This is a genomic window from Serratia proteamaculans, assembly GCF_013337185.1.
GTDB classification, from domain to species: domain Bacteria; phylum Pseudomonadota; class Gammaproteobacteria; order Enterobacterales; family Enterobacteriaceae; genus Serratia; species Serratia proteamaculans_D.
Map to the genome: position 1 here is coordinate 554,695 of NZ_SWDE01000002.1, position 25,928 is coordinate 580,622.

The window sequence follows — 25,928 nt, forward strand, 5'->3', positions numbered from 1 at the left end:
CCATGAGCGATCGCATTTTCGCCGGTTTCTGGCTGCTGCTGTGTATCGGCGGCCTGTTTATCGGCTGGGGTATTCAGAGCGAATACAGCTACGAACCGCTGGGGCCTCGCCCCTTCCCGTTGGCGATTCTCAGCCTGATGGCACTGTGTGCGGCGTTACTGCTGCTCAACAAGCCTCAGGTGGTTGAATGGCCGCATAACAAGGTAATGCAGCGCCTGCTGGTGCTGGTGATTACGCTGGTGCTGTACGCCTGGGGCTTCGAGTGGCTGGGTTTTCCGCTGGCAACGACATTACTGACCTTCAGCATTGGCCTGCTGTTCCATGCCAGCCTGAAAGCGGCATTGGTGTCCGGCGTGGTGATGGGCGTGGCGCTGTATTACGCCTTTGATCGCTTACTTGATGTGACATTGCCACTCGGCGTTTGGCTGAGCTAACGGGGGCGAAGATGGAAACCTGGATGTATTTGTCTCAAGGGTTTGAGGTGGCGTTAGTGCCACAAAACCTGATTATCGCCCTGATCGGCTGCTTCGTTGGCACCATTGTCGGCCTGCTGCCGGGGTTGGGGCCGATCAACGGCGTGGCTATTTTGCTGCCACTGGCGTTCGCTCTCAAACTGCCGGCCGAATCCGCGCTGATCCTGCTGGCAACGGTGTATATCGGTTGCGAGTACGGCGGTCGTATCTCCTCGATACTGCTCAACGTACCGGGTGATGCGGCGGCGATCATGACGGCGCTGGACGGCTATCCGATGGCGCAGCAGGGTCGTGCCGGTGTGGCGCTGTCAATTTCAGCGGTCAGTTCGTTCACCGGTTCGATCATCGCCATCGGCGGCATTATCCTGTTCGCCCCACTGCTGGCTCGCTGGTCACTGGCATTCGGCCCGGCGGAATATTTTGCCCTGATGGTGTTCGCCATCGCCTGCCTGGGCAGCATGATGAGCCAGAACCCACTGAAGTCGCTGCTGGCGGCGCTGATTGGCCTGGGGCTGGCAACGGTCGGGGTCGATGCCAACACCGGCGTGTACCGCTTCACCTTCGACAGTGTGCATCTCTCCGACGGCGTACAGTTTATCGTGGTGGTGATCGGCCTGTTCTCGGTCAGTGAAATCCTGTTGATGCTGGAAAGCACCAGCGGCGGACAAAAACTGGTGCGCAAAACCGGCCGCCTGCTGTTCAACCGTAAGGAAGCCGCTCAGTGCGTTGGCCCAACGCTGCGTTCCTCGGTGGTGGGTTTCTTCGTCGGCATTCTGCCGGGCGCGGGTGCCACCATCGCCAGTGCGCTGACCTATATGACCGAAAAGAAAATCAGCGGCAACAGCGACACTTTCGGTAAAGGCGATATCCGTGGCGTAGCGGCCCCTGAGGCGGCCAATAACGCCTCGGCCTGCGGCTCGTTCATTCCGATGCTGACGCTGGGCGTGCCGGGTTCCGGTACCACGGCGGTGATGATGGGCGCACTGACGCTGTACAACATCACACCCGGCCCGGCGATGTTCACCGAGCAGCCGGACATTGTCTGGGGGCTGATCGCCGCACTGCTGATTGCCAACGTGATTTTGCTGATCATGAACCTGCCGCTGGTGGGTCTGTTCACCCGCATGCTGACCATTCCGCTGTGGTTCCTGGTACCGGCGATTGCCGCGGTGTCTGCGGTTGGTGTGTATGCGGTGCACAGCACTACCTTTGACCTGCTGTTGATGGTCGGACTGGGGGTGTTTGGCTATATCCTGAGGAAAATGCACTTCCCGATGTCGCCGCTGATTTTGGGCTTCGTGTTGGGAGAAATGCTGGAGCAGAACCTGCGCCGCGCGCTGTCGATCAGCAACGGAGAGTTTGGCATTCTGTGGAGCAGCAGCATCGCGCAAACCTTGCTGGTGCTGGCGGTGGCCGTTCTGGTACTGCCGCTGGTGCTGCGCATTGTACGCAAACGTCGCCAAACGGCAGAAGCAGCCAAGGCCGAGTAAGTCCAAGGGCGGGTTATTCCCGCCCTTTTCATTTAACGCCTAATTTCAGCCACCGCCCGCTCAAGGGCCGCAATATCATCATCGGCCAGCAAAGGCTGCACGCGGGTAAAATCCTCCGCCGACAAATCATAAATACGCAAAGCCAGTAACCGGGCGATGGTCTGCGGGCTAAACCGCCGCTTGATTGGCCGCGCCGGATTGCCGCCGACGATAGTGTAAGGTTCAACATCCGCCGTCACAATGCTGCCTGCAGCCACTATCGCCCCTTCCCCAACGGTCACGCCCGGCAGCAGCATCGCCCGCATTCCTATCCAGCAACCATCCCCGAGACGGGTATCGCCTTTCGGCTGATAAGCCGCCTCGATGCTTGCCATAAACGGATACAGACACAGCCAGTCGATTCGATGAGTATGATTGCCCCCCATCAGGATCACCGCCTCGGCACCGATACAGACGTAATCACCGATCAGCAATTGGTCTATCGCTCCCAGCGCAGGCCATTGTTGGCTGACCGCATCGCCGTGCAAATAGCGCACCACCGAGCGTTCAAAGCCGTGATCCCAACAGTCGCTGTAATAGCTATGGGTTCCTTTAACGATAATATTGGGATGGGTCACCGTTTGGTGCAGCAACTCTGTTTTTGACCAGTGTTTTTCAGTCATGGCAGTTTCTCTTTTATCTATTGCAAGAGCCACAGCCTAAAGTCTGTGGCAGTGTTTTTTGGTCGCAAAACACTGCCGAATTAAGCGATTAACGCCCGTTTTAATCTTGGGTTATGGGTCATTGTTGCCTCCAAATTTTGGCGCCATAAGGGTAACAAATCACGCCTCAGCCGTCTTGTTCTTCAACATCAGCACCCCGCCCAGCACCAGCGCACTGCCCAGCAGCTGCAACTGGTTCATGTTTTCCCCCAGCAGGAAATAGGCGATAACTGCCGTAAACACCAGCTCCAGCGACAAAATCAGGTTCGCCACCGCCAGCGGCAAGGTTTTCAGGCTGATGTTGTACAGACCAAAGCCCAACAGCGTCGGGCCGGCGGCCAGCGTCAGCAGCAACAGCCAACCGCGCCACTCGATGCCCTGAACGCCCTCGGAAAGGAACCACAAAGAACCGGTCATGCCATGGAAAGCCGCCAGCGGGTAAAGCGTCAACGCAGCGTTAAACAGCCACTGGTAAACGGCCGAAAAGCCGAACACGTACAAAATGGTATTCCACACCGGATAATGGCGTTCAGTCGCCACTCGCCCGCCCAGCGTGTAGAGGGTATAGCCGATGCCGGACAGCATACCGACCAACAGCCCCAGCAGGTTAAAATGGCTGTTGCCCATGCTGTCGCCGTTGCTGACCAGAAAACAGCCGCCCAGGCTGACCACAATCACCACTAATTGACGCAGGTTCAGGCGTTCGCTGTAGATCATCCAGCCGAGGAAAACGGTAAACCCCACCGAGCAGTAAGTCAGAATGGTGGCTACCGACGCACCGTTCAACGCCACCGACAGCGTCCACAGGCTGTTGAATACCGCCAGCAGCAGGCCATAACAGGCATAAAACGGGATCTGGGAGCGCCGTAAACGAGCCCACTCAGGCTTGAACAGCAACAATGCCGGCAATAGCACCAATGCCACCAGCGCCGCTCGCCAAAAAGCCAGCACAAAGGTCGGCAGGTGATAATACTCCGTTAGCACACGGATAATAATGGCGGTAAAAGCCAGCAACATGGCGCTGATAATGGCAATCACATAGCCCTGACTGCTGCCCTGTAAAATACGCGCGCCGGGAAAAACCGGCCTGGCTGAAACACCCGATGGTAATGACATGACACCCTCAAAAAAACGGCGGGAATAGACTCAGGCAGCGATTCTAACGCCGCGCAATTTTGCCGCCAGAGCCACTTTCCCCCGATGTTATACAGGCCACTTTTATCCGCTTGAAGGCTTACTGCTATGGGGTATAGTAAAAACCACCAGCGTTAACCGAGCCAATTTTGCATGCATATTCCGTTAGACCGTCAGCAGGATGTTCCGCTGTATCTGCAAATTGAGGAGGCGTTGCGACGGGCTATCCTGAGCGGCGTCTTTGTTGATGGCGATAAACTGCCCTCCACCCGCCAGCTTGCCGGCGAATTGGCCGTCAGCCGGTTGACGGTGGACAACGCCTATGCCGAACTGGCAGCCAAAGGCTTTTTACGCCAGCGGCGCGGCAGCGGTGCCTATGTCCAGCATCCGCTGGCACAACCCGCACAGCCAAAACCGGCAACCGATGTCCCTTTCCCGGCGGAGCGTTTTACCACCCTGACCTCACGACTGGATGGTTACCCCGATATCCCGCTGCCGGACAGCATCATCAACTTTGCTGCCGGTGTTGGCAGCCCGAAAGTTTTCCCGCAGGAAGAGTTCCGCAAGATATTGCTGTCGGTGCTCAGCCGCCATGCGGAAGAGGCCTTCAGCTATGGTGAATACTGCGGTTACTACCCGCTGCGCGATACGCTGGGAAGGATCCTCACCGCACAGGGCATTCCAACCCATGCCGAGCAGTTGCTGATCACCAACGGTTCACAGCACGCTATCAGCCTGATTGTGCAAAGCCTGCTGGAGCCGGGCGATACGGTGATCGTCGAACAGCCGACCTACGCCGAAGCTCTGGGGCTGCTGCGCCTGCACCGCATCAATATCGTCACCATTCCCAGCGATCGGCACGGCATGCTGGTTGAACAACTGCCCGCCTTGCTGGAAAAACACCGGCCGAAGCTGATTTACACCATTCCTAATTTCCATAACCCCACCGGGCGCTGCATGAGTGAAGCCCGGCGGCGTCGCCTGTTGGCACTGGCTCAGCATGCCGGGGTGGTGATCCTCGAGGACGATTTTGTCGGTGATTTGCGCTACAACGGCAAGCAGTTACCCTCGCTGCGGGCGCTGGCGCAGCCGGGGGCGGTGATTTATGTCAGCACATTTTCCAAAATGCTGTTGCCCAGCATGCGTATTGGCTATCTGGTGGCGGACAGCGAACACTATCAACGCATCGCCCGACTGAAACACGTCGACAGTTTTACCAGCTCCAACCTGATCCAGCGCGCACTGGACGCCTTCGTCACCATAGGTCGCTACGACAAGCAGCTGCGGCGTGCAGGACGGATCTATCGCCAACACCGGGATGTGATGGTTGCCGCCTTACAGCAACAACTGCCGCCCGGTTGCCGGTTTGAAACGCCGGAGGGCGGGCTGTTTATCTGGCTGACGCTTCCTGCCGCCGTCAGCACCGAAGCATTGATGCCGATGGCCTGGCGAGAAGGCGTGACTTTTGCTCGTGGGGAGTGTTTTTATGCCGAGGAACAGCGTGGCGCGCATGGCCTGCGATTGAATTTCGCCGCCAACACACCGCCGCTGATTGAAGAAGGTATCGCCCGGCTGTGCCGGGCGATTAGTCAGGTGATAGCGGCCGAATAAACCGGCGATTACAGCCCGGCCCACCACAGCCGCAGCTTCATACCCCAATAGCTGGTCCAGCCGGTGGTGCTCTGCACCACCTGGCCTTTGGAGATGATCACCAGCGTCGGGGTCACGCCGATTTGCCACTGCGCCGACAGTTCGCCACGCGGGTCGTTAACCACCGGCAAGGTCACCCTTTTAGCGGCCAGCCACTTCGCCACCTGAGCATCGTCACCGGAGCGCAGCGCTACGCTCAACACGTTGCTCCCCTCGCCCACCAGTCTGGCGACATAGGGGGTGGTGAAGCGGCAAACTCCGCACCAACTGGCCCAGAAATAAACCAGCAACGGTTTGTCCTGACTGAGCTGCGCCAGTGATACCTGCTCACCGTTCAGCGTCGTCAGGAGCTGCGAATCGAAGGCTGGCGGGACCTGCGGTGCACGCAGCCAGTCCATGCCGAAAGCGGCGACCAGGACGATCAGCAGCAGGATCAGCAGTTCCCGCGCCCAACGCCGTAGCCTAGCCATTTTTAACCTTCGCCAACTGCTGTTTCACCATCGTTTCCAGCTCCTCGTAAGACACCGCCCCCGGCAACATCTGATCGCCGATCAGCGTCGCCGGCGTCCCCTGTACGCCCAATTTTTCTGCCAACTCCATGTTGGTGCGCAACGTGGTCATGCTCAGCTCACTCGGTGCCACCTCTTTCACCCCGGTTTTCTGCTGTGCCGCGCTAATGCTGGCGGTATCATGGAAACCTTTTTTCGCCATCAGCCGCTGGTGCAACGCCCAAAACTGGTCCGGATGCTGCTGCCAGGCAGTCAATGCCACCCGCGCCGAACTTACCGAGCTTTCGCCTTTGAACGGCAACAGTTTCACCACCAACGCCACATCCGGGTTCTCTTTAACGATTTTTTCCAGCATCGGATCAAAACGCTTGCAGTACGGACAGTTGTAATCGGTAAAGGTCACCAGCGTCAGTTTGGCGTTGGCCGCCCCCAGACGTGGGCTGGCAGGGTCTTCATATAAAGCTTTGGCGTTTTGCTTGATCGCCTGGCTAATTTGCTGGCTGGAGGTTTGCTGCTGCCAGGCATCCACCGCCTGCGCCAGAATATCCGGGTTCGACACCAGCGTTTCGCGGATCAGCTCTTTAATGCGCACTTCCTGCTCCGGGGTAAATGGGGCAGCGGCCCAGACAGGAGTGGCGATCAGCATCAGTAAAATCATTAATTTTTTCATTGTGAATTTCCTTTGGCGGCGGACAGGGTTTGCAATACGGCATCGCGGGTTAACAACGGGGACAACACCACGCCGTCGCGGCTGCCGGGGCCATAGATTTGGTTAAAAGGCACGGCGACGCTGCCGCGTTGTTGCAAGAAAGCACTAATTTCGGCCGATGGACGGCTCCAGTCTCCCCGCAGGGCGACAACGTCCTCAGCGCTCAGCGCTTTTTGCACATCATCGCGCAGCAGTACGTTGAATTTGTTGGCTTTACAGGTCACACACCAGTCAGCGGTGACGTCGACAAACACCCGTTTGTTCTGGGCCAGTGCCTGGGTGATCGCCTCCTCGCTCAGCGGTTGCCAGGCCACATTGTCATGCAGTGGCTGACGCCACAGCCCGGCGGTCAGGGAACCGGCCAATAGCACCACTCCAACCAGCACCAGGGTACCGGCTGCCAGCTTGGCCGCCAGGCGAACCCCATGTTGCCAACCGACCGCCAGCAACAGGGCCAGCAGTGCGATAACGCCCACCACTAGCGTCACTATTCCACCGATATGGTTAGTCATCAGGCTTAGCAGCCACAACGAAGAAGCCAGCATCAGCAGGCCCATCACCAGCCGCAGGCTGTTCATCCAACGCCCCGGACGAGGTAAACGCAGTGCCAGCGCCGGCCAGGCGGCAATCAACAGCCAGGGCAGACTCATCCCGATGCCCAGAGCGACAAACATGCCCCATAGCACCGGCAACGGAGCAGCCAGAGCAAAGGCCACCGCGGTGCCCAGGAAAGGTGCGGAACATGGCGTCGCCAGCAGGGTAGCGAAAGCGCCCTGCCAGAAATGCCCACTCAGGCCACGTCCGTTATGGGTCGCCAGTTTGGTGTTCAGCGAAGAGGAAAGCTGCAGATGGAACAGGCCGAACAGGTTGGCGCTGAATAACAGCGTCACCAACACCATAAAGCCGATAAACCACGGGTTTTGGAACTGGATACCCCAGCCCAGCGCCTGATTGCTCAGCCGCAGCAGCGTCATCAGCAAGGCCAGCGCCATAAACGACGCTACAATGCCGAACGACGAGGCCAGAAATTGCAGCCGAATGCTGTGTCGGTCGCGCTGTTCGACCTGCAAAATCGAACCCAGTTTGATGCCCAATACCGGCAGCACGCAGGGCATCAGGTTGAGGATCAAGCCACCGGCCAGCGCCATCAGCACCGCCTGCCACAGCGAGAAACTCGCCGCAACCGGTGAAGCCAGTGGCCCTTCTATAGGTAACGTCACCTGCTGCGCCACGCCGCCGTCACCGATCACCAACGTCAGGGTTTTGCCACGCAGATCCGGTGCGCTATCACCCCAGCCATCACTAACTGGCACCCGCGCGAACATCCGCGTACCGTCACTACTGACCTTTGGCTTGCCGAGGTCAGCATCCTCCAGCGTATCGAAGAACAACTCAGGCTGCTGCCAACCGGCGGCTCGCTCGGCGCTGATCTGCAGTTCCCCGTTCTGATAACCGGCTTTAATACTCTCCACCAGCCCATCGGCAATAGGTACCTGCCCCATGGCCTGGGCAAAGTCATGGGTAAACTGCGCGTCGGACGGCGCATCCAAATCCAGACTGAACGGATAGTCGGTCAAAATGCAGACGTTACTGCAGGTAGACAGCGTCAACGTGCCCGCCAACTGGCGTGGCACAGTGCCTTTCATCACCAGCGGCAGTTCAACCCGGTCGTGATAACCCTGGGTGGAAATACCGGCAACGTCAAAACGCTGCGGCGTTGGCCAGTACCAGGTTGCCGGCGGTGGATTACCCTGCCAGGCGATGGTCGGCGCAATGCCGCCTTCTCCCGGCGAACGCCAGTAGGTTTTCCAGCCTTTTTGCAGCTCTATGGCCAGCAGCAAACGGGTTTCCCCGCTGTGCGAGGTGTCGGCGCGCAGCCGCACCTTGGCGTGATCGTTAGTCGGACTTTGTAACCAACCGCTGTCCGCCGCCTGCAAAACAGGTAGCCACAGCAGTAACAGGCAGGCTAATGCCGACCTGATGATATTCAACATGTTTTTTCTCCATAAATGAATCAATCAACCAAAACAGACGGGTGATGAACTCATTCACGGAACACGCATAATCGCAGATGTACCCTGAGGGTGGTGGGGGAAATAACTCTGGGAGGGGGAATTCGCAGACGCGCGGCCACCGTGGGGGCCAACAACACCAGTAACATGCCAAGGCCGAACAGCAGGGTTTCGAACATCACCGGTGGCGAGGCCAACAAGGATTTGGCACTCAGTTCGCAGGGCGTGGGTTGCAGTTCGGCGGCGTCATCGGTGGCAGAGGTGAGCGTGCTGGCGACAGACAGGCCCATCACTTGCTGCAACGCATGCAGGCTCGCCATGCGCTGAGTCATGCAGGTCAATACGACCAGGCAAGCCAGGCATAAGAACCATTTCGCAATCCGCTGCTGTTTAACCATGCCACCCTCAATTCCAAGTCTGCGCTTATCTTAGCGGCGCAGACGCTTTTAGCAATGTTTTGCCTGTAAAGAAATGTCTGAGGACGGTATTGGTCGCGGCCGTTTACAGGTATCATAAGCACAATCCTGCGCTTTTCGCCGGGTACGACGATTATTCTACACAGCGAAGGACAGGTGATATGCAACCTTTGAGTGGACCGGGCACCCCGATCGCCAGCGATCGTTCCCCTAGCCCGGACAAAACCACAGCCACTGACGGTAGCCCGCTCTCCCCGGCACAACGCACCACGCTGGAGAAACTGGTCGTCAAGATCATGGCGCTCAGCCCGGCCAAGTCCGCAGAGATTTGGGTCACGCTGCGTCATGACCTGCAAACGGACAACAACAACAGTGAGCTTCTGGCACGCCATTTCCAACCGGCCGAGCAACTGTTGCAAAACCGTCTGGCGCAGGTGCAGCAGAGCCATGCCAACCGCCAATTGTTGCAGCAACTCACCGATCTGCTGCCGCAGGGCAATAACCGCCAGGCCGTCAGCGACTTTATTCGCCAGCAGTTTGGCCATACGGTGCTGAGTCAATTGAGCCACCCACAGTTGCAGCAGGTACTGAACCTGTTGCAGACCGGCAGCCTGACCATTCCGCTCCCGCAACAAACCACCACCAGCGATCGTCCGCTGCTGCCTGCCGAACACCAGAGCCTGCAACTGCAGGTGACCAAGCTGAGTGCCGCCACCGGCGAATCACCGGTCAAAATTTGGCAGACGCTGTTTGATCTCAGCGGGGTAAAAACCAACGATCCGCTGCCAGCTCGCCATTTCCAACTGCTGAACCAGTTTTTACAGGTGAAGGTAGCGCTGAGTCCACAAACCGCACCGACGCTGAACAACCTGTTGGCCGCACTTAAACATCCTGCGGATCCGCAGGAGCAGCAACAGTTGAATGACTACTGTCAGTCACGTTTTCACTGCAATGCCGGCGCACCGCTGACCCATCCGCAGATGAGCGACCTGATCAACCAGCTGTTTGCGCGCCGTCTGGAAAAGACCGGTCCGGCACAGCCGCTGTCCGGCAGCCACGCCGAACCGCAACCGTTGCTCAACCCACTAATTGCCGCCCTGCCCCAACCACTGCAAAAAGCGCTGAGCAAACCGGCCGTGGCCTTTATCCTGTTTATTCTGGTGCTGGCCCTGGTATTGGCGCTGGTGTTTTAACCCCTCAGGCACAGCCGCAGTCTTCTCCGACAGCACTTCCCAACAGCGAACCCGGCTGTTCACCGGTGGCCAATGGATGGCCATCGCGTAGCCAGAAGTCCAACCCGCCAATCAGCTCTTTCACCCGGAACCCCTGTTGCGCCAGCCACGCCGCGGCTGGCACAGATTTCCCCCGTTTAAACTGACAACGCCGTTTGCGATTAAATTACTGCTCGGTCAGCCGCAGTTCGGCAACCACCGGCAGGTGATCGCTGACCGCCGGCCAGTGAATGCCGTTCCAGTCGCCGCTGGCGTTCGGCACCGTCAGGCTGTCCAAATGCCAGCGCTGGGCATTGCCGCTAAAGATGTAGTCGACCTTGATTTCGGCATTTTCTGCCGGCCAACTGCGGCCATCTTGCGCGGCAGGCATGATGTCGTTCCAGTAGCGGCTAAGTTCGGTCCAGGTAACGCTGCCCGGAACGTCGTTCATGTCGCCAAACAACAGCTTGATACCGCGCATTTCGATGGTGCGGTCATTCAACTCGCGCACCTGCTCCAAACGCATGGCCGGATCTTCTTTAGTATCCAAATGAGTGTTGATCAGCGTAATCGGCGCCGGAAATTCGGGCACGTCGGTCTGGGCGCTGAAGGCAATGCGTTGTTCACGCTGACCGGAAGGCAGCGGGTAAATCTTGCTGTCATGCAGCGGATATTTTGACAGAAACGCCAGGCCATATTCACCGCCGTCAAAATCAATCGCGCGGCCAAAAACCACGTGCATACCGGTCAGCTTGGCCAGTTCTGCAGCCTGATCCAGCTTGCCGCTGCGGCCGGTCAGCTTGTCCACTTCCTGCAGCGCCACCACGTCGACGTTCATCGCCTTGATCGCCTTGGCGATGGCGGTCATATCACTGACTTTACCGGCGGCAATATTGAAGCTGGCGACGCGGATCTTCGGTGCCAGCTCCAGGCTATAGGTTTTGTTCTTCAGGCCGCCAAGCGCGCTGGCCACTTCGCGGCTATTGGCGTTGCTATTGGCATGACCACCGTCGGTGGAAGACCAGGCAGTCTGAGATATTCCCAGGGATAACAAAGAAATAAGCAAAGCGTGACGTGAGCGCATGAATTCTCCTTTAGCGTTCAGATTTTTGTTGGGGCATCCGCACCCCAGAGCTAACAACGATTTTGCCGCAGTTACCCGCGACTATTTCCTAGTTGCGCCGCTATTTTTTTATTCTGCGCGGCGTCTCGCATTCCGACGGCTAAAGCATTGCACCATTGGACAACCGGCTGATTTACCATTAAAACCGATAGACCGCTTACCGAGAGGAACCCGCATGACCAGCGCCATAGCCGAACAGCTCACCGAACGTTTCTTCCGCTATCTGGCGGTAACCAGCCAGAGCGATGCCGCCGCCACAACCCTGCCCAGCACGCCAGGCCAGCATGAGATGGCCAAACTGCTGGCAGCCGAACTGCGCGAATTGGGGATGGCTGATGTGCAAATTGATGAGCACGCCACTGTTACCGCACGTAAACCCGGCAACCAGCCCGGCGCGCCGCGTATCGGTTTTATTACCCATATCGATACCGTTGACGTCGGCCTGGCGGCAGATATTCACCCGCAGCGCCTGCGCTTTAGCGGCCAGGATCTGTGCCTGAACGCAGAGCATGACATCTGGCTGCGCACCGCCGAGCACCCGGAGATCCTGGCCTACCCGAATGAAGAGATTATTTTCAGCGACGGGACCAGCGTACTCGGCGCCGATAACAAGGCGGCTGTGACGGTAGTGATGACCCTGCTGGCTAACCTGAGTGCCACCGACCGTCACGGCGATATCCTGGTGGCCTTTGTGCCGGATGAAGAAATTGGCCTGCGCGGTGCCAAGGCACTGGATCTGGCACGCTTTGACGTAGACTTCGCCTATACCATCGACTGCTGTGAACTGGGCGAAGTGGTGTATGAAAACTTCAACGCCGCGGCAGCGGAAATCCGCATTGAGGGGGTGACTGCGCACCCGATGTCAGCCAAGAATGTGTTGATCAACCCGATTCGTATCGCCAACGACATCATCAATCAGTTCGACAGCCGGGACACGCCGGAGCATACCGAGGGGCGTGAAGGCTACTTCTGGTTCAACGACCTGACGGCCAATGCCAACCTCGCCACGCTGAAAGTGTCAGTCCGTGATTTTGATTTGGCGAGTTTCAATGCGCGTAAAGAACGTATTCAGGAAGTGGTTCGGCAAGTGGCGGCAAACTACCCGCGAGCTAAAGTCAGCTGCAGCGTCACGGATATCTACAGCAATATCAGCAACTCTATCGGCGAAGACCAACGCGCCATCGAACTGATTTTCGGCGCACTCGCCGCCCACGGTATTCCGCCAAAGGTAATCCCGATGCGCGGGGGTACCGACGGTGCGGCGTTATCGAGCCGCGGGCTGGTGACTCCCAACTACTTCACCGGTGCGCACAATTTCCATTCGCGCTTTGAATTTCTGCCGGTCAGCGCCTTTGTGAAGTCCTATCAGGTCACCCGCAGCATCTGTTTGCTGGCCGCACGCGGCTAACGGCTGCTCCAAAGGAGAGCGGTATTTCAAGTAGAAATATCGCTCTTAAGCCAGCAACCAGCCAAGCAAACCACTCCATGCCAGCAATGGCAGCGAGTAGTAATGGAATTTCAGCCAGATTTTTCGCTCGCCCGCCATCCGCAGTGCAATCAGGTTAGCCAATGAACCGAGCGCCAAGCCAAAACCTCCGGCGTTGACCGCATAGGCCAGCAGTTGGCTGGAAGGCACGTAGTTAAGCAGTAAAATGGTCGCCGGTACGTTGCTGATCACCTGCGACAGGCAGATCCCCAGGGCATAAATACCGCCCTCGCCCAGCCTGGCAATGTCCGCGAACCAGGGCTGAACCGCCTCGAGGCGGGTGAATAACCCGACGTCGATAAACATGGCGATAAAGACAAAAATCAGGCTCCAGTCAATCTGCAACAACACCCGGCGTGCCAACAGTAAAAACCCGGCGAACACCGCCAACAGGCCATACAGTGGCAGGTCGATATCCAGACACAGCAGAAAAATCACGTACAGTGCCACGCAGCTCAGCAACAGGCGTCGCTGGTAAGGGTAGCCTTCGGTATGTGGGGCTTTAACGATCTCCCGCGCCGGGAAACTGAACCAGGTTAACAGCAGCAGGCTGGCCAGCATCGCTGCGCCAAAGGGTGCCATCTGGGCAATAAAAGCCAGAAACGACAGTGAGGATTTGCTCCACAGCAAAATGTTTTGCGGGTTACCAATCGGCGTCAGCAGCGAGCCGGCATTGACCGCCAACGCCTGGAAGATAATTAACCGACTAATTGGCAGCGAGGAGAGTTTTTTTAGCGTGATAGTCAGCGGAATAACGATAAACAGCGCCACGTCGTTGGTCAGGAATGACGACAACAGTGCAGCAGAAAACACCAAAAACAGCGCCAGCCGCCGTTCACTGTGAAGCATATTGACTATCTTGCGGCCAATAAAGTCAAAATAACCGCTGACCTCAACCCCCTTGGTCAACAGCATCAGTCCCAGCAGGGTAATAATGGTGCGCCAGTCGATAAAACCGCTAAGCATAGGCAGTTGTTGCGGATTAATAGCCAGCATCAGCACGCCGGCCAACAGCAGAATATGTAAAAAACGATCTTTCAGGAACGGCTGGAACAGCCGCACAACGACGTTTGAACTCATGTTGAGCGCTTCAAAAAAAACCACCGGGGATCAGGAGCCAGAAGTTAGCCCAAGCGCGACCGCAACGCCAGTAAAATGCTCTTTTACCTTTATCTGCTTTTCATTCGCCGCACTTTGCTTTATTTGTAGCGCCTTTCCCCGTTTTGAAGGATTTTTTATGGCTAACGTTTTCGCCAAAGGGCTGTTATTGAGCATGGCGCTCAGCTTGCTGACCGCCTGTAATGACCAGAATACCCGTCCGCAGATGGACATCGACGGCAAAACCATGGGCACCTTCTACAGCGTCAAGGTCAGCGGTGATGTAGCCATCAATAAACAACAGTTGCAGCAGCAGATCGACGCCGTGCTGGAACGGGCCAACGACGATATCTCCACCTATCGCAATGATTCGGTGCTGTCGCGCTTTAATCAGAACCGCAGTACAGATCCACAGCCGATCCCGCGCGGCATGGCGGACATTATCCTGATGGCCCAACGCATCGGTCGCGATACTCAGGGTGCGATGAATATTACCGTCGGGCCGCTGGTCAATTTGTGGGGCTTCGGCCCGGATAAGCGAGTGGTCAAGGTGCCGAGCCAGCAGCAAATAGAGGCGGCGCAAAAGAACGTCGGCCTGCAGCACCTCAAACTGATCGGTGACGACCACGGCGAATGGCTGCAAAAAGACCTGCCGGAGATGTATGTCGATCTATCAACGCTGGGTGAAGGCTATGGCGTTGACCAGTTGGTTCAGTTGATGGCGCGCAACGGCATCACCAACTATCTGGTCTCGGTTGGCGGTGCGGTTTCTTCCCGCGGCGTTAACGGCCAGGGCAAAGCCTGGCGGGTGGCGATCCAAAAGCCTACCGACCGTGAAAATGCGGTACAGGCTTTGGTGGATTTACAAGGTTATGGCATCAGCACCGCCGGTAGCTACCGCAACTATTTCGAACAGGATGGCCAGCGCTACTCGCACGTGATCGATCCCACCACCGGCAGGCCGATAACCCACCGTCTGGTGTCCGCCACGGTGATCGCCCCGACTGCGCTGGAAGCCGACGGTTGGGATACCGGACTGATGGTGCTGGGGACGGAAAAAGCCCTGAAACTGGCAGAGGATAAAGGGCTGGCGGTGTATTTGATCAGCAAAACCGACGAGGGATTCAGCGCCGTGATGACGCCGCAGTTTAAAGCGTTTCTGGTGAAGTAATTATTGGTTCAGTATTCGGGGCGCAGTTCAATACCGCGCCCCGCTCCATCATCCTTTACGGTGCAACAATAAATATACTACCGGAACCACCAGCATCGACAGCAACGGTGCACTGACCATGCCGCCAATCATCGGTGCCGCAATGCGCCGCATCACCTCAGAACCAGCCCCATCACCCCACATAATAGGTAATAACCCGGCCATAATGGTCGCGACGGTCATCACTTTCGGCCGCACGCGCAGTCCCGCGCCCTCGCTGATGGCCGCCATCAGCTGTTGTTGGGTTAGCGGTTTCCCCGGCTGACGGTGTTTTTCCAGCGCATGGTTCAAATACAGCACCATGATCACACCGAACTCCGCCGCCACGCCCGACAGGGCAATAAAACCGACGGCCCCGGCCACCGAAAGGTTGTAGTTCAGCAGGTACAGCAGCCACACACCGCCGATCAGCGCGAAGGGCAGCGTCGCCATGATCAACAGCGCATCGCGCACGCTGCTGAAGGTGACAAACAGCAGCACAAAAATGATCGCCAGCGTTACCGGCAACACGATTTTCAACTGCGCGCTGGCGCGTTCCAGATACTCAAACTGTCCGGACCAGCTTAAAGAGACACCGGCCGGTAACTTGACCTGCTGCGCGACTGCCTGCTGCATTTCTTCCACCGCCGATTTAAGATCGCGTCCGCGCAGATCGACATAAATCCAATTGGAGAGCCGTGCGTTTTCACTTTTCAACATTGGCGGCCCTTCGGTCACCCGAATATCCGCCAACATCGACAACGGCACCTGACTCCCATTGGCCGTGAGTACCGGTAATGTCTGCAGTTGTTGCACCGAATCACGAATTTCACGCGGGTAACGCACATTGATCGGATAGCGCGCCCGCCCCTCAATGGTTTCGCCAATGTTTTCACCGCCCACCAGCGTCGCTACCATCGATTGCAGCTCCTTCACCGAGACGCCATAACGCGCAGCCCGCTGACGGTCGATATCAATATCCACATAGCGCCCCCCGGTGATGCGCTCTGCCAATGCCGAGGTGACACCCGGCACCCGTTTCACCACCTGCTCAATCTGCCCGGAAATCCGTTCGATATCGGCCATGTTATTGCCGTTGACCTTGATGCCGACCGGGCTTTTTATGCCGGTGGCCAACATATCCAGCCGATTGCGGATCGGGGGAACCCAAACGTTGGCGATGCCCGGTACCTTGACCACGCTATCGAGCTCCGCCACCAGCTTGTCCATGGTCATACCTGGCCGCCATTGGTCACGCGGCTTGAAGCGAATGGTGGTTTCCAGCATGGTCAGCGGTGCCGGGTCGGTGGCGGTTTCCGCCCGCCCCGCCTTGCCGAATACCGTCGCCACCTCCGGCACGGTTTTGATCAACCGGTCGGTCAATTGCAGCAGTCTGCCGGCCTCACGCGCCGACATGCCCGGCAATGACGATGGCATATACAACAGATCACCTTCGTCGAGCTGCGGCATAAATTCGCTGCCCAACCGGCTTAGCGGATACAGGGTCAACAACAGCAGCAGTAACGAAACCCCGAGCGTGGTTTTCGGGCGCGCCAACACCGCCGCCAGCACCGGCTGATACAGACGGATCAGCCAGCGATTGATCGGGTTGGCATGCTCATCGGGAATGCGGCCCCGGATGAAGTACCCCATCAATACCGGCACCAACGTAATACCCAGCCCGGCAGCCACCGCCATGGCGTAGGTTTTGGTATAGGCCAGTGGGGAGAACATCCGCCCTTCCTGCGCCTGCAGGGTGAACACAGGAATGAAGGACAACGTGATAATCAGCAAACTGCAAAACAGCGCCGGCCCCACTTCCACCGCCGCCTGCTCCGAAATGCGCCAGTAATCCGTTGACGTCGGCTGTTGCCCTGGATGACGCTGTCGCCACTGTTCCAGCACCTTATGCATGTTCTCGATCATCACGATCGCCGCATCCACCATCGCGCCTATCGCAATGGCGATCCCACCCAGCGACATGATATTGGCGTTCACCCCCTGATAATGCATCACCACAAAGGCACCGAGAATACCCAGCGGCAGCGTAATCATCGCCACCAGCGCCGAACGGAAATGGAACAGGAACAGAGTGCAGACCAGTGCCACCACGATAAACTCTTCCAGCAGCTTGTGGGACAGGGTTTCGATGGCGTGTTCAATCAGTTGAGAGCGGTCGTAAACCGTAACGATTTCGACTCCCGGCGGCAGCGTCCGCTGAACCTCCTGCAGTTTCACCTTCAGCGCATTGATGGTTTCCAGCGCATTCTTGCCGTAACGCATCACCACTATGCCGCCCGCCACTTCCCCCTCACCGTTAAGCTCTGCCACACCCCGGCGGATCTCCGGTCCTTCACGCAGCGTCGCCACCTGTGACAGCAGGATCGGCACGCCATCGCGCACAGTGATCACCACGTTGGCAAAATCACTCAGTTTTTTCAGGTAACCCGAGGTGCGCACCATGTACTCCGCCTCGCCCATTTCCAGCAGCGCCCCGCCGCCTTCCTGGTTGGCGTCCTGAATGGCAGTCACCACCTGTTGATGAGTGATATTCAGCGCACGCAGGCTTTGCGAGTCCAACACCACCTGATACTGACGCACCATACCGCCGACGCTGGCCACTTCCGCCACGTTGGGGACGGTTTTAAGCTCAAACTTCAACGTCCAGTCTTGTAGCGCGCGCAGGTCGGCCAGGCTGTGCTTGCCGGTTTTATCCACCAGGGCATATTCGTAAACCCAACCCACGCCGGTGGCATCCGGCCCCAACGCCACCTTCACCTGCTCAGGCAATGAGGATTGCACCTGACTCAGCGACTCCAGCACCCGTGAACGCGCCCAGTAAAGATCGGTGCCATCCTCAAACAACACGTAGACGTAGGCATCGCCAAACATGGAAAAACCACGCACCGTTTTGGCGCCCGGCACCGTCAACAAGGTGGTGGTCAGCGGATAGGTGACCTGATCTTCAATCACCTGCGGTGCCTTGCCGGGGTAAGTGGCACGGACGATGACCTGTACGTCGGACAAGTCCGGCAGCGCATCCAGTGGGGCTTTCTGCAGGGCCCAAACACCCCAGCCGGCCAACAATACCGAGGCCAATAACACCAGCAGCCGGTTGCGCAGCGACCAGCGGATCACGTATGCAATCATAAGTGGCCTCCGTGCCCGGCATTGATCGGCAGAACCTGGCTGATATGTGAACCGCTATCGTCGACGTTAAAGTGAATTTTCACCCGGTCGCCAGACTTGATGCCTGCCGGTAATCCCCCCGGTGGCAGAGCAAAATCCATGGTCATCGCCGGCCACTGCAATTCAGGCACCGGTCCGTGGGACAACGTCATGGTGTCGCCATTGAGTGCCTCAATCACCCCTTCGGCCTGGTACTGTTTAACTTCGGTTTGTGCCGCCATCTGCGGCAAGGCACTGCGCATACTGGCCTCGGAGTCGATCAGGAACTGACCGGAGGTCACGACCTGTTGCCCGGCGCTCAGGCCGCGTTTGATCTCCACCCAGCCGTCCTGTTCACGTCCGGCCACCACCTCCACCGGCGTGAAATGGCCGTTACCCTCGGCAACCAATACCCGGTTACGATCGCCGTTATCTATCAGTGCCTCCTGCGGGATGGCCAGTACCGGTTTGCCGACGGCGTTCTGCGAGAGCGTCAGTTGCAGGTACATGCCTGGCCGCAGCTTTTGCTGAGGATTTTTTAACAGAATGCGCGCCTTGAAGGTGCGGGTCAGCGGATCGACGTTGGCCAGCAGCTCGCTCACCTCACCTTCAAACCTTTCCCCCGGCCAGCTGGCAGAGGCGGCCTGCACCTTGTCGCCCACCTTGAGTAACCCGGCTTGCGCCTGCGGATAGTCGGCCACAATCCACACCGGATCCAGGCTGGCCAGCTCAAACAACCCCTGCGCCGCGGTCACCTGAGCGCCTTCAAGCACGCTTAGCTTGTTCACATAACCGCTCTCCGGCGCCACTATCTTGATTCGTGGCTCGGGTTTGCCCGTGCGCTCTACCTGCCGTATCACCGCCTCGGGCATAAATAACAACTGCAACCGCTGGCGGGCGGCGGCGGTCAATGCGCGGTCACCCAGTTGACGTATCGCCAAATACTCCTGCTGTGCCGCGCTCCACTCCGGGATCCACAACTGTGCCAGCGCCTGGCCTTTTTTCACCTGCTGTTGGCTGGCACGGACATAGAGTTTTTCCACCAGCCCATTGGCGCGGGCGGCAATAATCTGCACCCCACGTTCATCGGTGGCTACGCTGCCGAAAGCGTCAAGCTGCTGATCCAACGGACGCAACTGGGCGGTCTCGATACGTACCCCCAGATTCTGCTGCTGGCGTGCGCTGATGGTCACACCGCCCTGCGTTTCGGCTTCATCGGCATAGCGCGGCACCAGTTGCATATCCATAAAGGGCGATTTCCCCGGCTTATCGAAACGCTGGGCAGGCATCATCGGATCGTACCAATACAGAACCTGTCGTTCAGTTTTGTCTGCCTGCGGCTCGGCTTCGCCCGACGCGCCAAACCAGTATCCGGCCAGCCCACCGCCGATTAACGCCGCTAACAGCGCCAGCTTAAATGGCATTTTCATTGCATCGCCTCCTGAGGGGTGAGATAGCGGATGGCGGCCCAAATCTGTGCCAGGCCACGGGCGGCTTTACCGGCGCTGAGGCGGCTGTCGAGTAGCGCCCGCCGTGCCTCCAGCAGCGCAGACAGGTCGCTTTTGCCACTGCGGTATTGCGCCAACAGCAAAGTCACCCGCTGTTGCTGCAGGGGGATCGCCTGTTGCTGCTGACGCTGCCATTGCGCCTGCGCCGCCTGATACTGTGCCAACAGCGTGTCGAGCTGCGCCTGATGATCGCGGATCAGCAACGTCAGTCGATCGTTGGCCTCCATGTTGCGGGACACGTCTGCGGCATAGTCTTTATCCTGTCGTTGCGAGCGGAACAGTGGCAGATCGACGGTAAACATCACCCCAGCCAGATCCTCGTAGTCGTCGGCGCGCTTACCGTAATACACCTCAACACCTACGTCCGGTATGGCCGCCACCTCTGACTGTGCCGAACGCGCCTTGGCCACGTCGGCCTCACGACTGGCCTGCAGCACCTCGGGATGTTGTTTGATCGCCTGTCGCAAGACGTCGCTGTCGGCCGGTAAACGTTCAAAGCGTGGCATCGCCCCGGCGGTATCCGTGGTTGCCTGGCCGGTCAGTTGCGTCAAGCGTGCCTGCGCTACCGCAACGTCACGCTGTGCCTCACTGATGCGATCCTGCATGGCCAGCAGCGTCAGTCTGGCGTCCAGCACGCCGCTGGCAGGAGTGCCGCCACCGGCCACACCGGCATGCTGAGTGGCAATTTGACGCTCACTCTCAGTAACCAGTGCGGTGGCGTCATGCAAGGTTTGCCGGCTCAGCGCCAGTTCCAGCCACGCCTGCGCGGTTTGCTGCTGCAAACGGGCGCGGATGGTAGCGCTACCGGCATCCGTCTGGCTGGCTTCAGCACGCAGGGTCTCCGCCTTGCGCTGGCGTTTGGTGCTGCTGACGTAATCCTGCATGATGCCGACCCGCCCCATCGTCATGCCTTCGCGGGTGAAGCGCCGGGCGTTTCCCCCCTGCACCGGCACGTTTTCAATACCGAACTTCAGCTTGGGATCGGGCAATTGCATCGCCGAATCTGCCATGTTCTCCAGGGCATTCACCTGATGTCGATTGGCCGAAAGTTCTGCCGAATAGCGTTCAGCCGCCGTCAACGATTGTTGCAGCGTCAGCTCCGCTGCCAGGGTGGCCGGTGCCCAACAGGCAAGCAGCAGCCAGCCCACCCGTAAAGGGTGAGAAAGGATAATGGTCATGACGCCTCCGTTATTGCCGAGCGGTTGCGATAGCAATCAGCCGGTAACCGCCATCGACCGGCAGGAAGCTGAAATCAACCGCCGTTCCCACAGGCAATGCGGTGAGCGATGGCGATGAAGGAAGTTGGAAGCTCATGGTCATCGGCGGCCAGTTGAGTGCCGGTATGGCCTGGTGCGCGATGGACACCTTGCGCTCATCCCAGGCCTTGATGACGCCCTGGCTATGGATTTCGACGGTAGGTTTTACGGCAGAATGTTGCATCGCCATATCGGCGGCGCTGACGGCTGAGGAGAAAAACAGGGTGATCAAGACAACGGCAAATAAATTACGCATAACGGGTACTCCATTAAATAGTTAACAAACACGGGTGGCCGTCAGAGACGGCAAAGCGGTTGTCAGAGCTATTCACGGAACCGGCAGAACACAATTTCTGTCGGCGGGCCTGTTATCGGTGGCGTTTGCCAGGTGTTAAGTGGGATAGAAAGTGACGGAGAAGGAGCAATAACGGCCAACTCGCTGCTGACCGGCAAGGCGGCCAAGCTCAGGCTGGCATGATCCTGTTGGGCGGACTCAGGGACACAATGCTTCTCGCACAGCGGCCCTTGGGTTTGCATCTGGTCTGACGAAGGCAGGCTGTTTTGCATATGCATCATATGCTGGGCCATGGGCGCTTCACCGCTGAACTGCAGGTTGCAGTTGTGGCTGGCCAGCGCCAATTGGGTATTCAACAACAGCCAACTGACGACCAATAGCCATGCACAGGCCCGCTTTTTAGCGAAGCGCAAACGGTGCATGGATAAAGAGATGGACGCCAAAGCCGACATCAGGTGATTCCAGAGTGTGGGATAGCCGGAGTATATCGGCCAAGTGCTTGCGCAGGAATGGAATTTACACCCGCTGACAAAGTCGTCTTTGCCAGGCGCCTGGAAATAAAAATACTTTGATATCAATCAACCGGCGGTGTCTTAGCAAAAAAAAAGCCCAGCGCGGAGGCTGAGCTTGGTACGGGGAAACTCACCGACGGAAGGTTATTTGGTTAACGCGATAATACCCAGCGTCAGACCGGCAACCGCGGCGGCACCACCGGCGATAGCGCCTGCGGTTTCCCAGTTATCCTGAGTGGTACCTTTCATACAGGTGTTGGTGTGCACCAAACGACCCTGATCGTCATAGACCGGGACACAAGGTGATTCAGTCGCGCACCCAGCCAGAAATACCGACAGCAGCCCAACTGCAATTAACTTTTTCATACTATTGCCTCAATGTTCGCTCACTCTGAAATGCTACGCCGAGTGATATTCGCGCTATTGAGCCATTGTATGCGCAAAAGGCTGAACGAAGCGTTAATGATCCGTCAGAAGATGTAATTTGAGATAACTCCGAGCGACCAACTGATAGGATCGACAGGCATTAAAAAAGCCCGCGAAAACGCGGGCTTGATCCACAACCTTGAGGCCGGAATTACTTCTGCAGCTTGCGCATTACCAGCGTGGCGTTGGTGCCGCCGAAACCGAAGCTGTTGGACATCACGGTAGTCAGCTCGCGTTGAGTCGGCTGAGTCACGATGTTCATGCCTGCGGCTTTCTCATCCAGGTTTTCGATGTTGATGCTCGGCGCAATAAAGCCGTGCTCAACCATCAGCAGGCTGTAGATCGCTTCCTGCACGCCGGCGGCGCCCAGTGAGTGACCGGTCATGGCCTTGGTGGAGGAGATTGCCGGGGTGTTGTCGCCAAACACTTCACGGATAGCGCCCAGTTCTTTCACATCGCCAACCGGCGTAGAAGTCCCGTGCACGTTCATGTAGTCGATTGGGGTGTCAACGCCCTGCATTGCCATCTTCATGCAACGCACTGCGCCTTCGCCTGATGGCGCAACCATGTCGGCACCGTCGGAGGTCGCACCGTAGCCGATGATTTCAGCATAGATGTGTGCGCCACGCGCCAGAGCATGTTCCAGCTCTTCTACCACCACCATACCGCCGCCGCCGGCGATGACGAAACCGTCACGCGCTGCGTCATAGGTACGGGAGGCTTTTTCCGGGGTGTCGTTGTAGCTGGTGGACAGTGCGCCCATCGCATCGAACTCACAGGCCATTTCCCAGCACAGTTCTTCACCGCCGCCGGCAAAGACTACGTCCTGCTTGCCCAGTTGGATCAGTTCAACCGCGTGGCCAATGCAGTGTGCAGAGGTTGCGCAGGCAGAGCTGATGGAATAGTTAACGCCACGAATTTTGAACGGGGTTGCCAGGCAGGCGGAAACGCCTGAAGCCATAGCCTTGGTCACCATGTACGGGCCAACGCCGCGCAGGCCTTTGGCACGCATGCCGTCGGATCCGGCAACCTGGTTGCGCGGAGAGCCGCCACCTGAGCCAACCACCAGACCGGTGCGATCGTTGGAAACCTGATCGGCAGCCAGACCTGAGTCTTTGATGGCTTCTTCCATGGAAAGATAGGCATAAACGGACGCATCGCTCATAAAGCGCATCACTTTACGGTCGATCAGACCGGTGGTGTCCAGTTTAACATCGCCCCATACGTGACTACGCATGCCGGAATCTTTCAGCTCCTGGGAGAAAGTGATCCCAGAACGTCCTTCCTGCAGGCTCGCCAGGACCTCCTGCTGGTTGTTACCAATGCTGGAGACGATTCCCAGGCCAGTAATCACTGCACGTTTCATTCAGTACCTCTTCCACAATTTTACATTCGGGATTTTGCATCGCACTTTAGCGTACAGATGTACGCCGAACAAGTCCGATCAGCGTTTTTCAGCTTTATTCTTATCCAGTTTGCGCCATAGCGCCAGCGCCGTTAGAATCCCGTCACCCCTTGAGTTACGAGCAACCCACCGTGAGCCACGCCCCGATCCAAACCGCAGCGTTATCCTGGAATGAACAGGGTACACCTGTTTCGAAACAGTTTGATGACGTCTACTTTTCCAATCAGGATGGGCTGGAAGAAACCCGCTACGTGTTTCTCAAGGGCAACCGGCTGCCGCTGCGTTTTGCCGAACACCCTCGCCCACTGTTTATCGTGGCGGAAACCGGCTTCGGCACCGGGCTTAATTTTTTAACCCTGTGGCAGGCCTTTGCCGCTTTTCATGCCACCACGCCGGATGCCACGCTGCAGCGGCTGCACTTTATCAGCTTTGAAAAATTCCCGCTGCTGCAGGCCGATCTGGCGGCGGCACATGCCCGTTGGCCGGAGCTGGCGCCCTATGCCGACGAGTTACGCGCCCAATGGCCGTTGCCGCTGCCGGGCTGCCACCGCCTGTTGCTGGCGGAAGGCCGCATTACGCTGGATCTGTGGTTCGGTGACGTCAACGAGTTACTGCCGCACTTCGACGCCAGCATGCACCGTCAAATCGACGCCTGGTTCCTCGACGGCTTCGCCCCATCGAAAAATCCGGATATGTGGACCGAACAACTGTTCGCCGCCATGGCACGCTTTGCCCGGCCGGGGGGCAGCCTGGCCACCTTCACCGCCGCAGGTTTTGTACGGCGCGGGCTGCAGCAGGCCGGATTTGAAGTCATGAAAAGCAAAGGTTTTGGCCAAAAACGCGAAATGCTGATTGGCGAGTTGCCTGCCGATGCGCCAGCGGTTGTCCACCCCACGCCCTGGTTACTGCGCCCGGCCGCCGACAATACCGACGATATCGCTATCATTGGCGGCGGCGTTGCCAGCGCCTTGACTGCCCTCGCCCTGTTGCGCCGTGGCGCGAAGGTCACGCTGTATTGTGCCGATCCTCAGCCGGCCGAAGGGGCATCGGGCAACCGTCAGGGAGCGCTTTATCCATTGCTGAACGGCCGCAGTGATGCCCTGGAGAATTTCTTCAGCGCCGCTTTCCTTTTTGCCCGCCGTCAATACGACGCGCTGGTAAAACAAGGCGTGACGTTTGACCACCAGTGGTGTGGCGTCAGCCAATTGGCCTATGATGAAAAAAGTGCCGGAAAGATTGCCAACATGCTGGCGGTGGAATGGCCGCAGCCACTGGCCGTGGCGGCCGATCGCACCATGCTCAGCGCCCTGTGTGGTATCGACAGTGGTTTTGGCGGCATTAACTACCCACAGGGTGGCTGGCTGTGCCCGGCCGAACTGACACGCAATGCGATTGCTCTGGCGCAACGCCAGGGATTGAGCTGTCACTATGAGGCTGACGTCAAGGCCCTGACCGCCACCGACAGCGGCTGGCAGCTCAGTCTCGGCCCGGATGAAACCCGACAGCATACGACGGTGATCCTGGCCAACGGCCACCGGCTTGGTGAACTGGCGCCCAGTGAAGCGCTACCGGTTTATGCGGTACGCGGTCAAGTCTCCCATATTCCCACCACCCCAGCGCTGAGCGAATTGAAACAGGTGCTGTGTTACGACGGCTACCTGACGCCGGTCAATGCCAACAACCAACAGCACTGTATCGGTGCCAGCTACCAGCGCGGCGAAACCTCCACCGAATACCGCGAGGAAGAACAGCAGGACAACCGTGCTCGCCTGCTGCGCTGCCTGCCGGAGCTGGCCTGGCCTGCGCAGGTTGATGTCAGCGGTCAGCAGGCCCGTTGCGGCGTGCGTAGCGCCACCCGCGATCACCTGCCGATGATTGGCGCGGTGCCAGACTATCAGGCTACGCTGACGCAGTATCAGCATCTGCAACGCCAGCATCAACGCGGCGAGGCTATCGCCGATGCGCCAGGCTACCCAAATCTGTTTGTGATTGGCGCGTTAGGTTCACGAGGGCTGTGCTCGGCACCGCTGGCAGCGGAAATTTTGGCGGCGCAGCTGTTCGGAGAACCCTTGCCGGGCGACGCAGAAATGTTGGCGGCATTGAATCCGAACCGGATGTGGGTAAGAAAACTGCTGAAGGGACGTGCGGTGTAAGGCG

The 25,928-nt window shown here is 58.0% G+C and carries 22 protein-coding genes and 1 pseudogene; 7 read left to right on the top strand and 16 right to left on the bottom strand.

What is annotated here, in order from left to right; genetic code table 11:
* Positions 1–2: 2 nt before the first annotated feature.
* Positions 3–434: a tripartite tricarboxylate transporter TctB family protein gene (locus FCL49_RS12825; RefSeq protein WP_135317380.1), complete on the top strand. Its 432-nt coding sequence runs from the start codon at positions 3–5 to the stop codon at positions 432–434.
* An 11-nt stretch (positions 435–445) separates the two neighbouring features.
* Entirely contained in the window at positions 446–1,963 is a 1,518-nt protein-coding gene (locus FCL49_RS12830; RefSeq protein WP_135317381.1) for a tripartite tricarboxylate transporter permease, read from the top strand.
* Positions 1,964–1,995: 32 nt separating this feature from the next.
* Here FCL49_RS12830 and FCL49_RS12835 read toward each other — a convergent pair whose 3' ends face one another.
* Positions 1,996–2,625 carry a CatB-related O-acetyltransferase gene (locus tag FCL49_RS12835; protein WP_174353884.1) on the bottom strand — a complete coding sequence of 210 codons (630 nt, stop codon included), beginning with the start codon at positions 2,623–2,625 and terminating at the stop codon, positions 1,996–1,998.
* Positions 2,626–2,784: 159 nt separating this feature from the next.
* Positions 2,785–3,780, bottom strand: a complete 996-nt coding sequence (locus FCL49_RS12840) for a DMT family transporter (protein ID WP_174353885.1) — start codon at positions 3,778–3,780, stop codon at positions 2,785–2,787.
* 171 nt (positions 3,781–3,951) lie between these two features.
* On the opposite strand from FCL49_RS12840, the gene FCL49_RS12845 reads away from it, so the two are divergent.
* Positions 3,952–5,409, top strand: coding sequence for a PLP-dependent aminotransferase family protein (locus FCL49_RS12845; protein ID WP_174353886.1), 1,458 nt, complete (start codon positions 3,952–3,954; stop codon positions 5,407–5,409).
* 8 nt (positions 5,410–5,417) lie between these two features.
* On the opposite strand, the gene FCL49_RS12850 is transcribed toward FCL49_RS12845, so the two are convergent.
* The 4 genes from FCL49_RS12850 to FCL49_RS12865 are packed head-to-tail and all read right to left on the bottom strand — an operon-like array spanning position 5,418 to position 9,076.
* Positions 5,418–5,918 (bottom strand): protein disulfide oxidoreductase, encoded by a 501-nt coding sequence (locus FCL49_RS12850; RefSeq protein WP_174353887.1) that lies wholly within the window; start codon positions 5,916–5,918, stop codon positions 5,418–5,420.
* The gene (locus tag FCL49_RS12855; RefSeq protein WP_174353888.1) at positions 5,911–6,627 is read right to left on the bottom strand and encodes a DsbA family protein; all 717 of its coding nucleotides are present in this window, start codon (positions 6,625–6,627) and stop codon (positions 5,911–5,913) included. The genes FCL49_RS12850 and FCL49_RS12855 overlap by 8 nt, the downstream gene beginning before the upstream one ends.
* Positions 6,624–8,660, bottom strand: a complete 2,037-nt coding sequence (locus tag FCL49_RS12860; protein WP_174353889.1) for a protein-disulfide reductase DsbD family protein — start codon at positions 8,658–8,660, stop codon at positions 6,624–6,626. Before FCL49_RS12860 ends, FCL49_RS12855 begins: the two co-directional genes overlap by 4 nt.
* A 50-nt stretch (positions 8,661–8,710) precedes the next feature.
* The gene (locus FCL49_RS12865; protein ID WP_174353890.1) at positions 8,711–9,076 is read right to left on the bottom strand and encodes a copper resistance protein; all 366 of its coding nucleotides are present in this window, start codon (positions 9,074–9,076) and stop codon (positions 8,711–8,713) included.
* Between the two features lie 179 nt (positions 9,077–9,255).
* Here FCL49_RS12865 and flk point away from each other — a divergent pair, with 179 nt between their 5' ends.
* A complete protein-coding gene (gene flk / locus FCL49_RS12870) occupies positions 9,256–10,287 on the top strand; it encodes a flagella biosynthesis regulator Flk (protein ID WP_174353891.1) in 1,032 nt (343 codons plus the stop codon).
* A 4-nt stretch (positions 10,288–10,291) separates the two neighbouring features.
* On the opposite strand, the pseudogene FCL49_RS12875 reads toward flk, so the two are convergent.
* Both FCL49_RS12875 and FCL49_RS12880 read right to left on the bottom strand, forming a co-directional pair.
* A pseudogene (locus FCL49_RS12875) lies at positions 10,292–10,441 on the bottom strand (rhodanese-like domain-containing protein); the annotation flags it as partial.
* Positions 10,442–10,492: 51 nt separating this feature from the next.
* Entirely contained in the window at positions 10,493–11,389 is an 897-nt protein-coding gene (locus FCL49_RS12880; protein ID WP_174353892.1) for an endonuclease/exonuclease/phosphatase family protein, read from the bottom strand.
* A 214-nt stretch (positions 11,390–11,603) separates the two neighbouring features.
* Here FCL49_RS12880 and pepT point away from each other — a divergent pair, with 214 nt between their 5' ends.
* A complete protein-coding gene (gene pepT / locus FCL49_RS12885) occupies positions 11,604–12,836 on the top strand; it encodes a peptidase T (protein ID WP_174353893.1) in 1,233 nt (410 codons plus the stop codon).
* Between the two features lie 45 nt (positions 12,837–12,881).
* Here pepT and FCL49_RS12890 read toward each other — a convergent pair whose 3' ends face one another.
* Complete coding sequence (locus tag FCL49_RS12890) at positions 12,882–13,994, bottom strand: SLC13 family permease (protein ID WP_174353894.1); 1,113 nt, start codon at positions 13,992–13,994, stop codon at positions 12,882–12,884.
* A gap of 157 nt (positions 13,995–14,151) precedes the next feature.
* Between FCL49_RS12890 and apbE the strand changes: the two genes are divergently transcribed.
* Positions 14,152–15,183: an FAD:protein FMN transferase ApbE gene (gene apbE / locus FCL49_RS12895; RefSeq protein WP_174353895.1), complete on the top strand. Its 1,032-nt coding sequence runs from the start codon at positions 14,152–14,154 to the stop codon at positions 15,181–15,183.
* A 48-nt stretch (positions 15,184–15,231) separates the two neighbouring features.
* Here the strand turns inward: apbE and FCL49_RS12900 are convergent, their stop codons facing one another.
* The 7 genes from FCL49_RS12900 to fabB all read right to left on the bottom strand — a co-directional run bounded on the left by FCL49_RS12900 (position 15,232) and on the right by fabB (position 23,732).
* Positions 15,232–18,351, bottom strand: coding sequence for an efflux RND transporter permease subunit (locus FCL49_RS12900; RefSeq protein ID WP_174353896.1), 3,120 nt, complete (start codon positions 18,349–18,351; stop codon positions 15,232–15,234).
* Positions 18,348–19,799 (bottom strand): efflux RND transporter periplasmic adaptor subunit, encoded by a 1,452-nt coding sequence (locus FCL49_RS12905; protein ID WP_174353897.1) that lies wholly within the window; start codon positions 19,797–19,799, stop codon positions 18,348–18,350. Before FCL49_RS12905 ends, FCL49_RS12900 begins: the two co-directional genes overlap by 4 nt.
* The gene (locus FCL49_RS12910; RefSeq protein WP_174353898.1) at positions 19,796–21,055 is read right to left on the bottom strand and encodes a TolC family protein; all 1,260 of its coding nucleotides are present in this window, start codon (positions 21,053–21,055) and stop codon (positions 19,796–19,798) included. The genes FCL49_RS12905 and FCL49_RS12910 overlap by 4 nt, the downstream gene beginning before the upstream one ends.
* 10 nt (positions 21,056–21,065) lie before the next feature.
* Positions 21,066–21,389: a copper-binding protein gene (locus FCL49_RS12915; RefSeq protein ID WP_174353899.1), complete on the bottom strand. Its 324-nt coding sequence runs from the start codon at positions 21,387–21,389 to the stop codon at positions 21,066–21,068.
* A 68-nt stretch (positions 21,390–21,457) separates the two neighbouring features.
* Complete coding sequence (locus tag FCL49_RS12920) at positions 21,458–21,880, bottom strand: hypothetical protein (RefSeq protein WP_174353900.1); 423 nt, start codon at positions 21,878–21,880, stop codon at positions 21,458–21,460.
* A gap of 204 nt (positions 21,881–22,084) precedes the next feature.
* A complete protein-coding gene (locus FCL49_RS12925) occupies positions 22,085–22,306 on the bottom strand; it encodes a hypothetical protein (protein WP_004947462.1) in 222 nt (73 codons plus the stop codon).
* 211 nt (positions 22,307–22,517) lie between these two features.
* On the bottom strand, positions 22,518–23,732 hold the full coding sequence (fabB, locus tag FCL49_RS12930) for a beta-ketoacyl-ACP synthase I (RefSeq protein ID WP_012146081.1): 1,215 nt from the start codon (positions 23,730–23,732) through the stop codon (positions 22,518–22,520).
* 170 nt (positions 23,733–23,902) lie between these two features.
* Between fabB and mnmC the strand changes: the two genes are divergently transcribed.
* On the top strand, positions 23,903–25,924 hold the full coding sequence (gene mnmC / locus FCL49_RS12935) for a bifunctional tRNA (5-methylaminomethyl-2-thiouridine)(34)-methyltransferase MnmD/FAD-dependent 5-carboxymethylaminomethyl-2-thiouridine(34) oxidoreductase MnmC (protein WP_174353901.1): 2,022 nt from the start codon (positions 23,903–23,905) through the stop codon (positions 25,922–25,924).
* Positions 25,925–25,928 lie beyond the last annotated feature (4 nt).

Bases quoted from the DNA above. Each gene is read 5' to 3' on its own strand.
- FCL49_RS12825 (WP_135317380.1), top strand. From the start codon at position 3: ATGAGCGATCGCATTTTCGCCGGTTTCTGGCTGCTGCTGTGTATCGGC.
- FCL49_RS12830 (WP_135317381.1), top strand. From the start codon at position 446: ATGGAAACCTGGATGTATTTGTCTCAAGGGTTTGAGGTGGCGTTAGTG.
- FCL49_RS12835 (WP_174353884.1), bottom strand. From the start codon at position 2,625: ATGACTGAAAAACACTGGTCAAAAACAGAGTTGCTGCACCAAACGGTG.
- FCL49_RS12840 (WP_174353885.1), bottom strand. From the start codon at position 3,780: ATGTCATTACCATCGGGTGTTTCAGCCAGGCCGGTTTTTCCCGGCGCG.
- FCL49_RS12845 (WP_174353886.1), top strand. From the start codon at position 3,952: ATGCATATTCCGTTAGACCGTCAGCAGGATGTTCCGCTGTATCTGCAA.
- FCL49_RS12850 (WP_174353887.1), bottom strand. From the start codon at position 5,918: ATGGCTAGGCTACGGCGTTGGGCGCGGGAACTGCTGATCCTGCTGCTG.
- FCL49_RS12855 (WP_174353888.1), bottom strand. From the start codon at position 6,627: ATGAAAAAATTAATGATTTTACTGATGCTGATCGCCACTCCTGTCTGG.
- FCL49_RS12860 (WP_174353889.1), bottom strand. From the start codon at position 8,660: ATGTTGAATATCATCAGGTCGGCATTAGCCTGCCTGTTACTGCTGTGG.
- FCL49_RS12865 (WP_174353890.1), bottom strand. From the start codon at position 9,076: ATGGTTAAACAGCAGCGGATTGCGAAATGGTTCTTATGCCTGGCTTGC.
- flk (WP_174353891.1), top strand. From the start codon at position 9,256: ATGCAACCTTTGAGTGGACCGGGCACCCCGATCGCCAGCGATCGTTCC.
- FCL49_RS12880 (WP_174353892.1), bottom strand. From the start codon at position 11,389: ATGCGCTCACGTCACGCTTTGCTTATTTCTTTGTTATCCCTGGGAATA.
- pepT (WP_174353893.1), top strand. From the start codon at position 11,604: ATGACCAGCGCCATAGCCGAACAGCTCACCGAACGTTTCTTCCGCTAT.
- FCL49_RS12890 (WP_174353894.1), bottom strand. From the start codon at position 13,994: ATGAGTTCAAACGTCGTTGTGCGGCTGTTCCAGCCGTTCCTGAAAGAT.
- apbE (WP_174353895.1), top strand. From the start codon at position 14,152: ATGGCTAACGTTTTCGCCAAAGGGCTGTTATTGAGCATGGCGCTCAGC.
- FCL49_RS12900 (WP_174353896.1), bottom strand. From the start codon at position 18,351: ATGATTGCATACGTGATCCGCTGGTCGCTGCGCAACCGGCTGCTGGTG.
- FCL49_RS12905 (WP_174353897.1), bottom strand. From the start codon at position 19,799: ATGAAAATGCCATTTAAGCTGGCGCTGTTAGCGGCGTTAATCGGCGGT.
- FCL49_RS12910 (WP_174353898.1), bottom strand. From the start codon at position 21,055: ATGACCATTATCCTTTCTCACCCTTTACGGGTGGGCTGGCTGCTGCTT.
- FCL49_RS12915 (WP_174353899.1), bottom strand. From the start codon at position 21,389: ATGCGTAATTTATTTGCCGTTGTCTTGATCACCCTGTTTTTCTCCTCA.
- FCL49_RS12920 (WP_174353900.1), bottom strand. From the start codon at position 21,880: ATGTCGGCTTTGGCGTCCATCTCTTTATCCATGCACCGTTTGCGCTTC.
- FCL49_RS12925 (WP_004947462.1), bottom strand. From the start codon at position 22,306: ATGAAAAAGTTAATTGCAGTTGGGCTGCTGTCGGTATTTCTGGCTGGG.
- fabB (WP_012146081.1), bottom strand. From the start codon at position 23,732: ATGAAACGTGCAGTGATTACTGGCCTGGGAATCGTCTCCAGCATTGGT.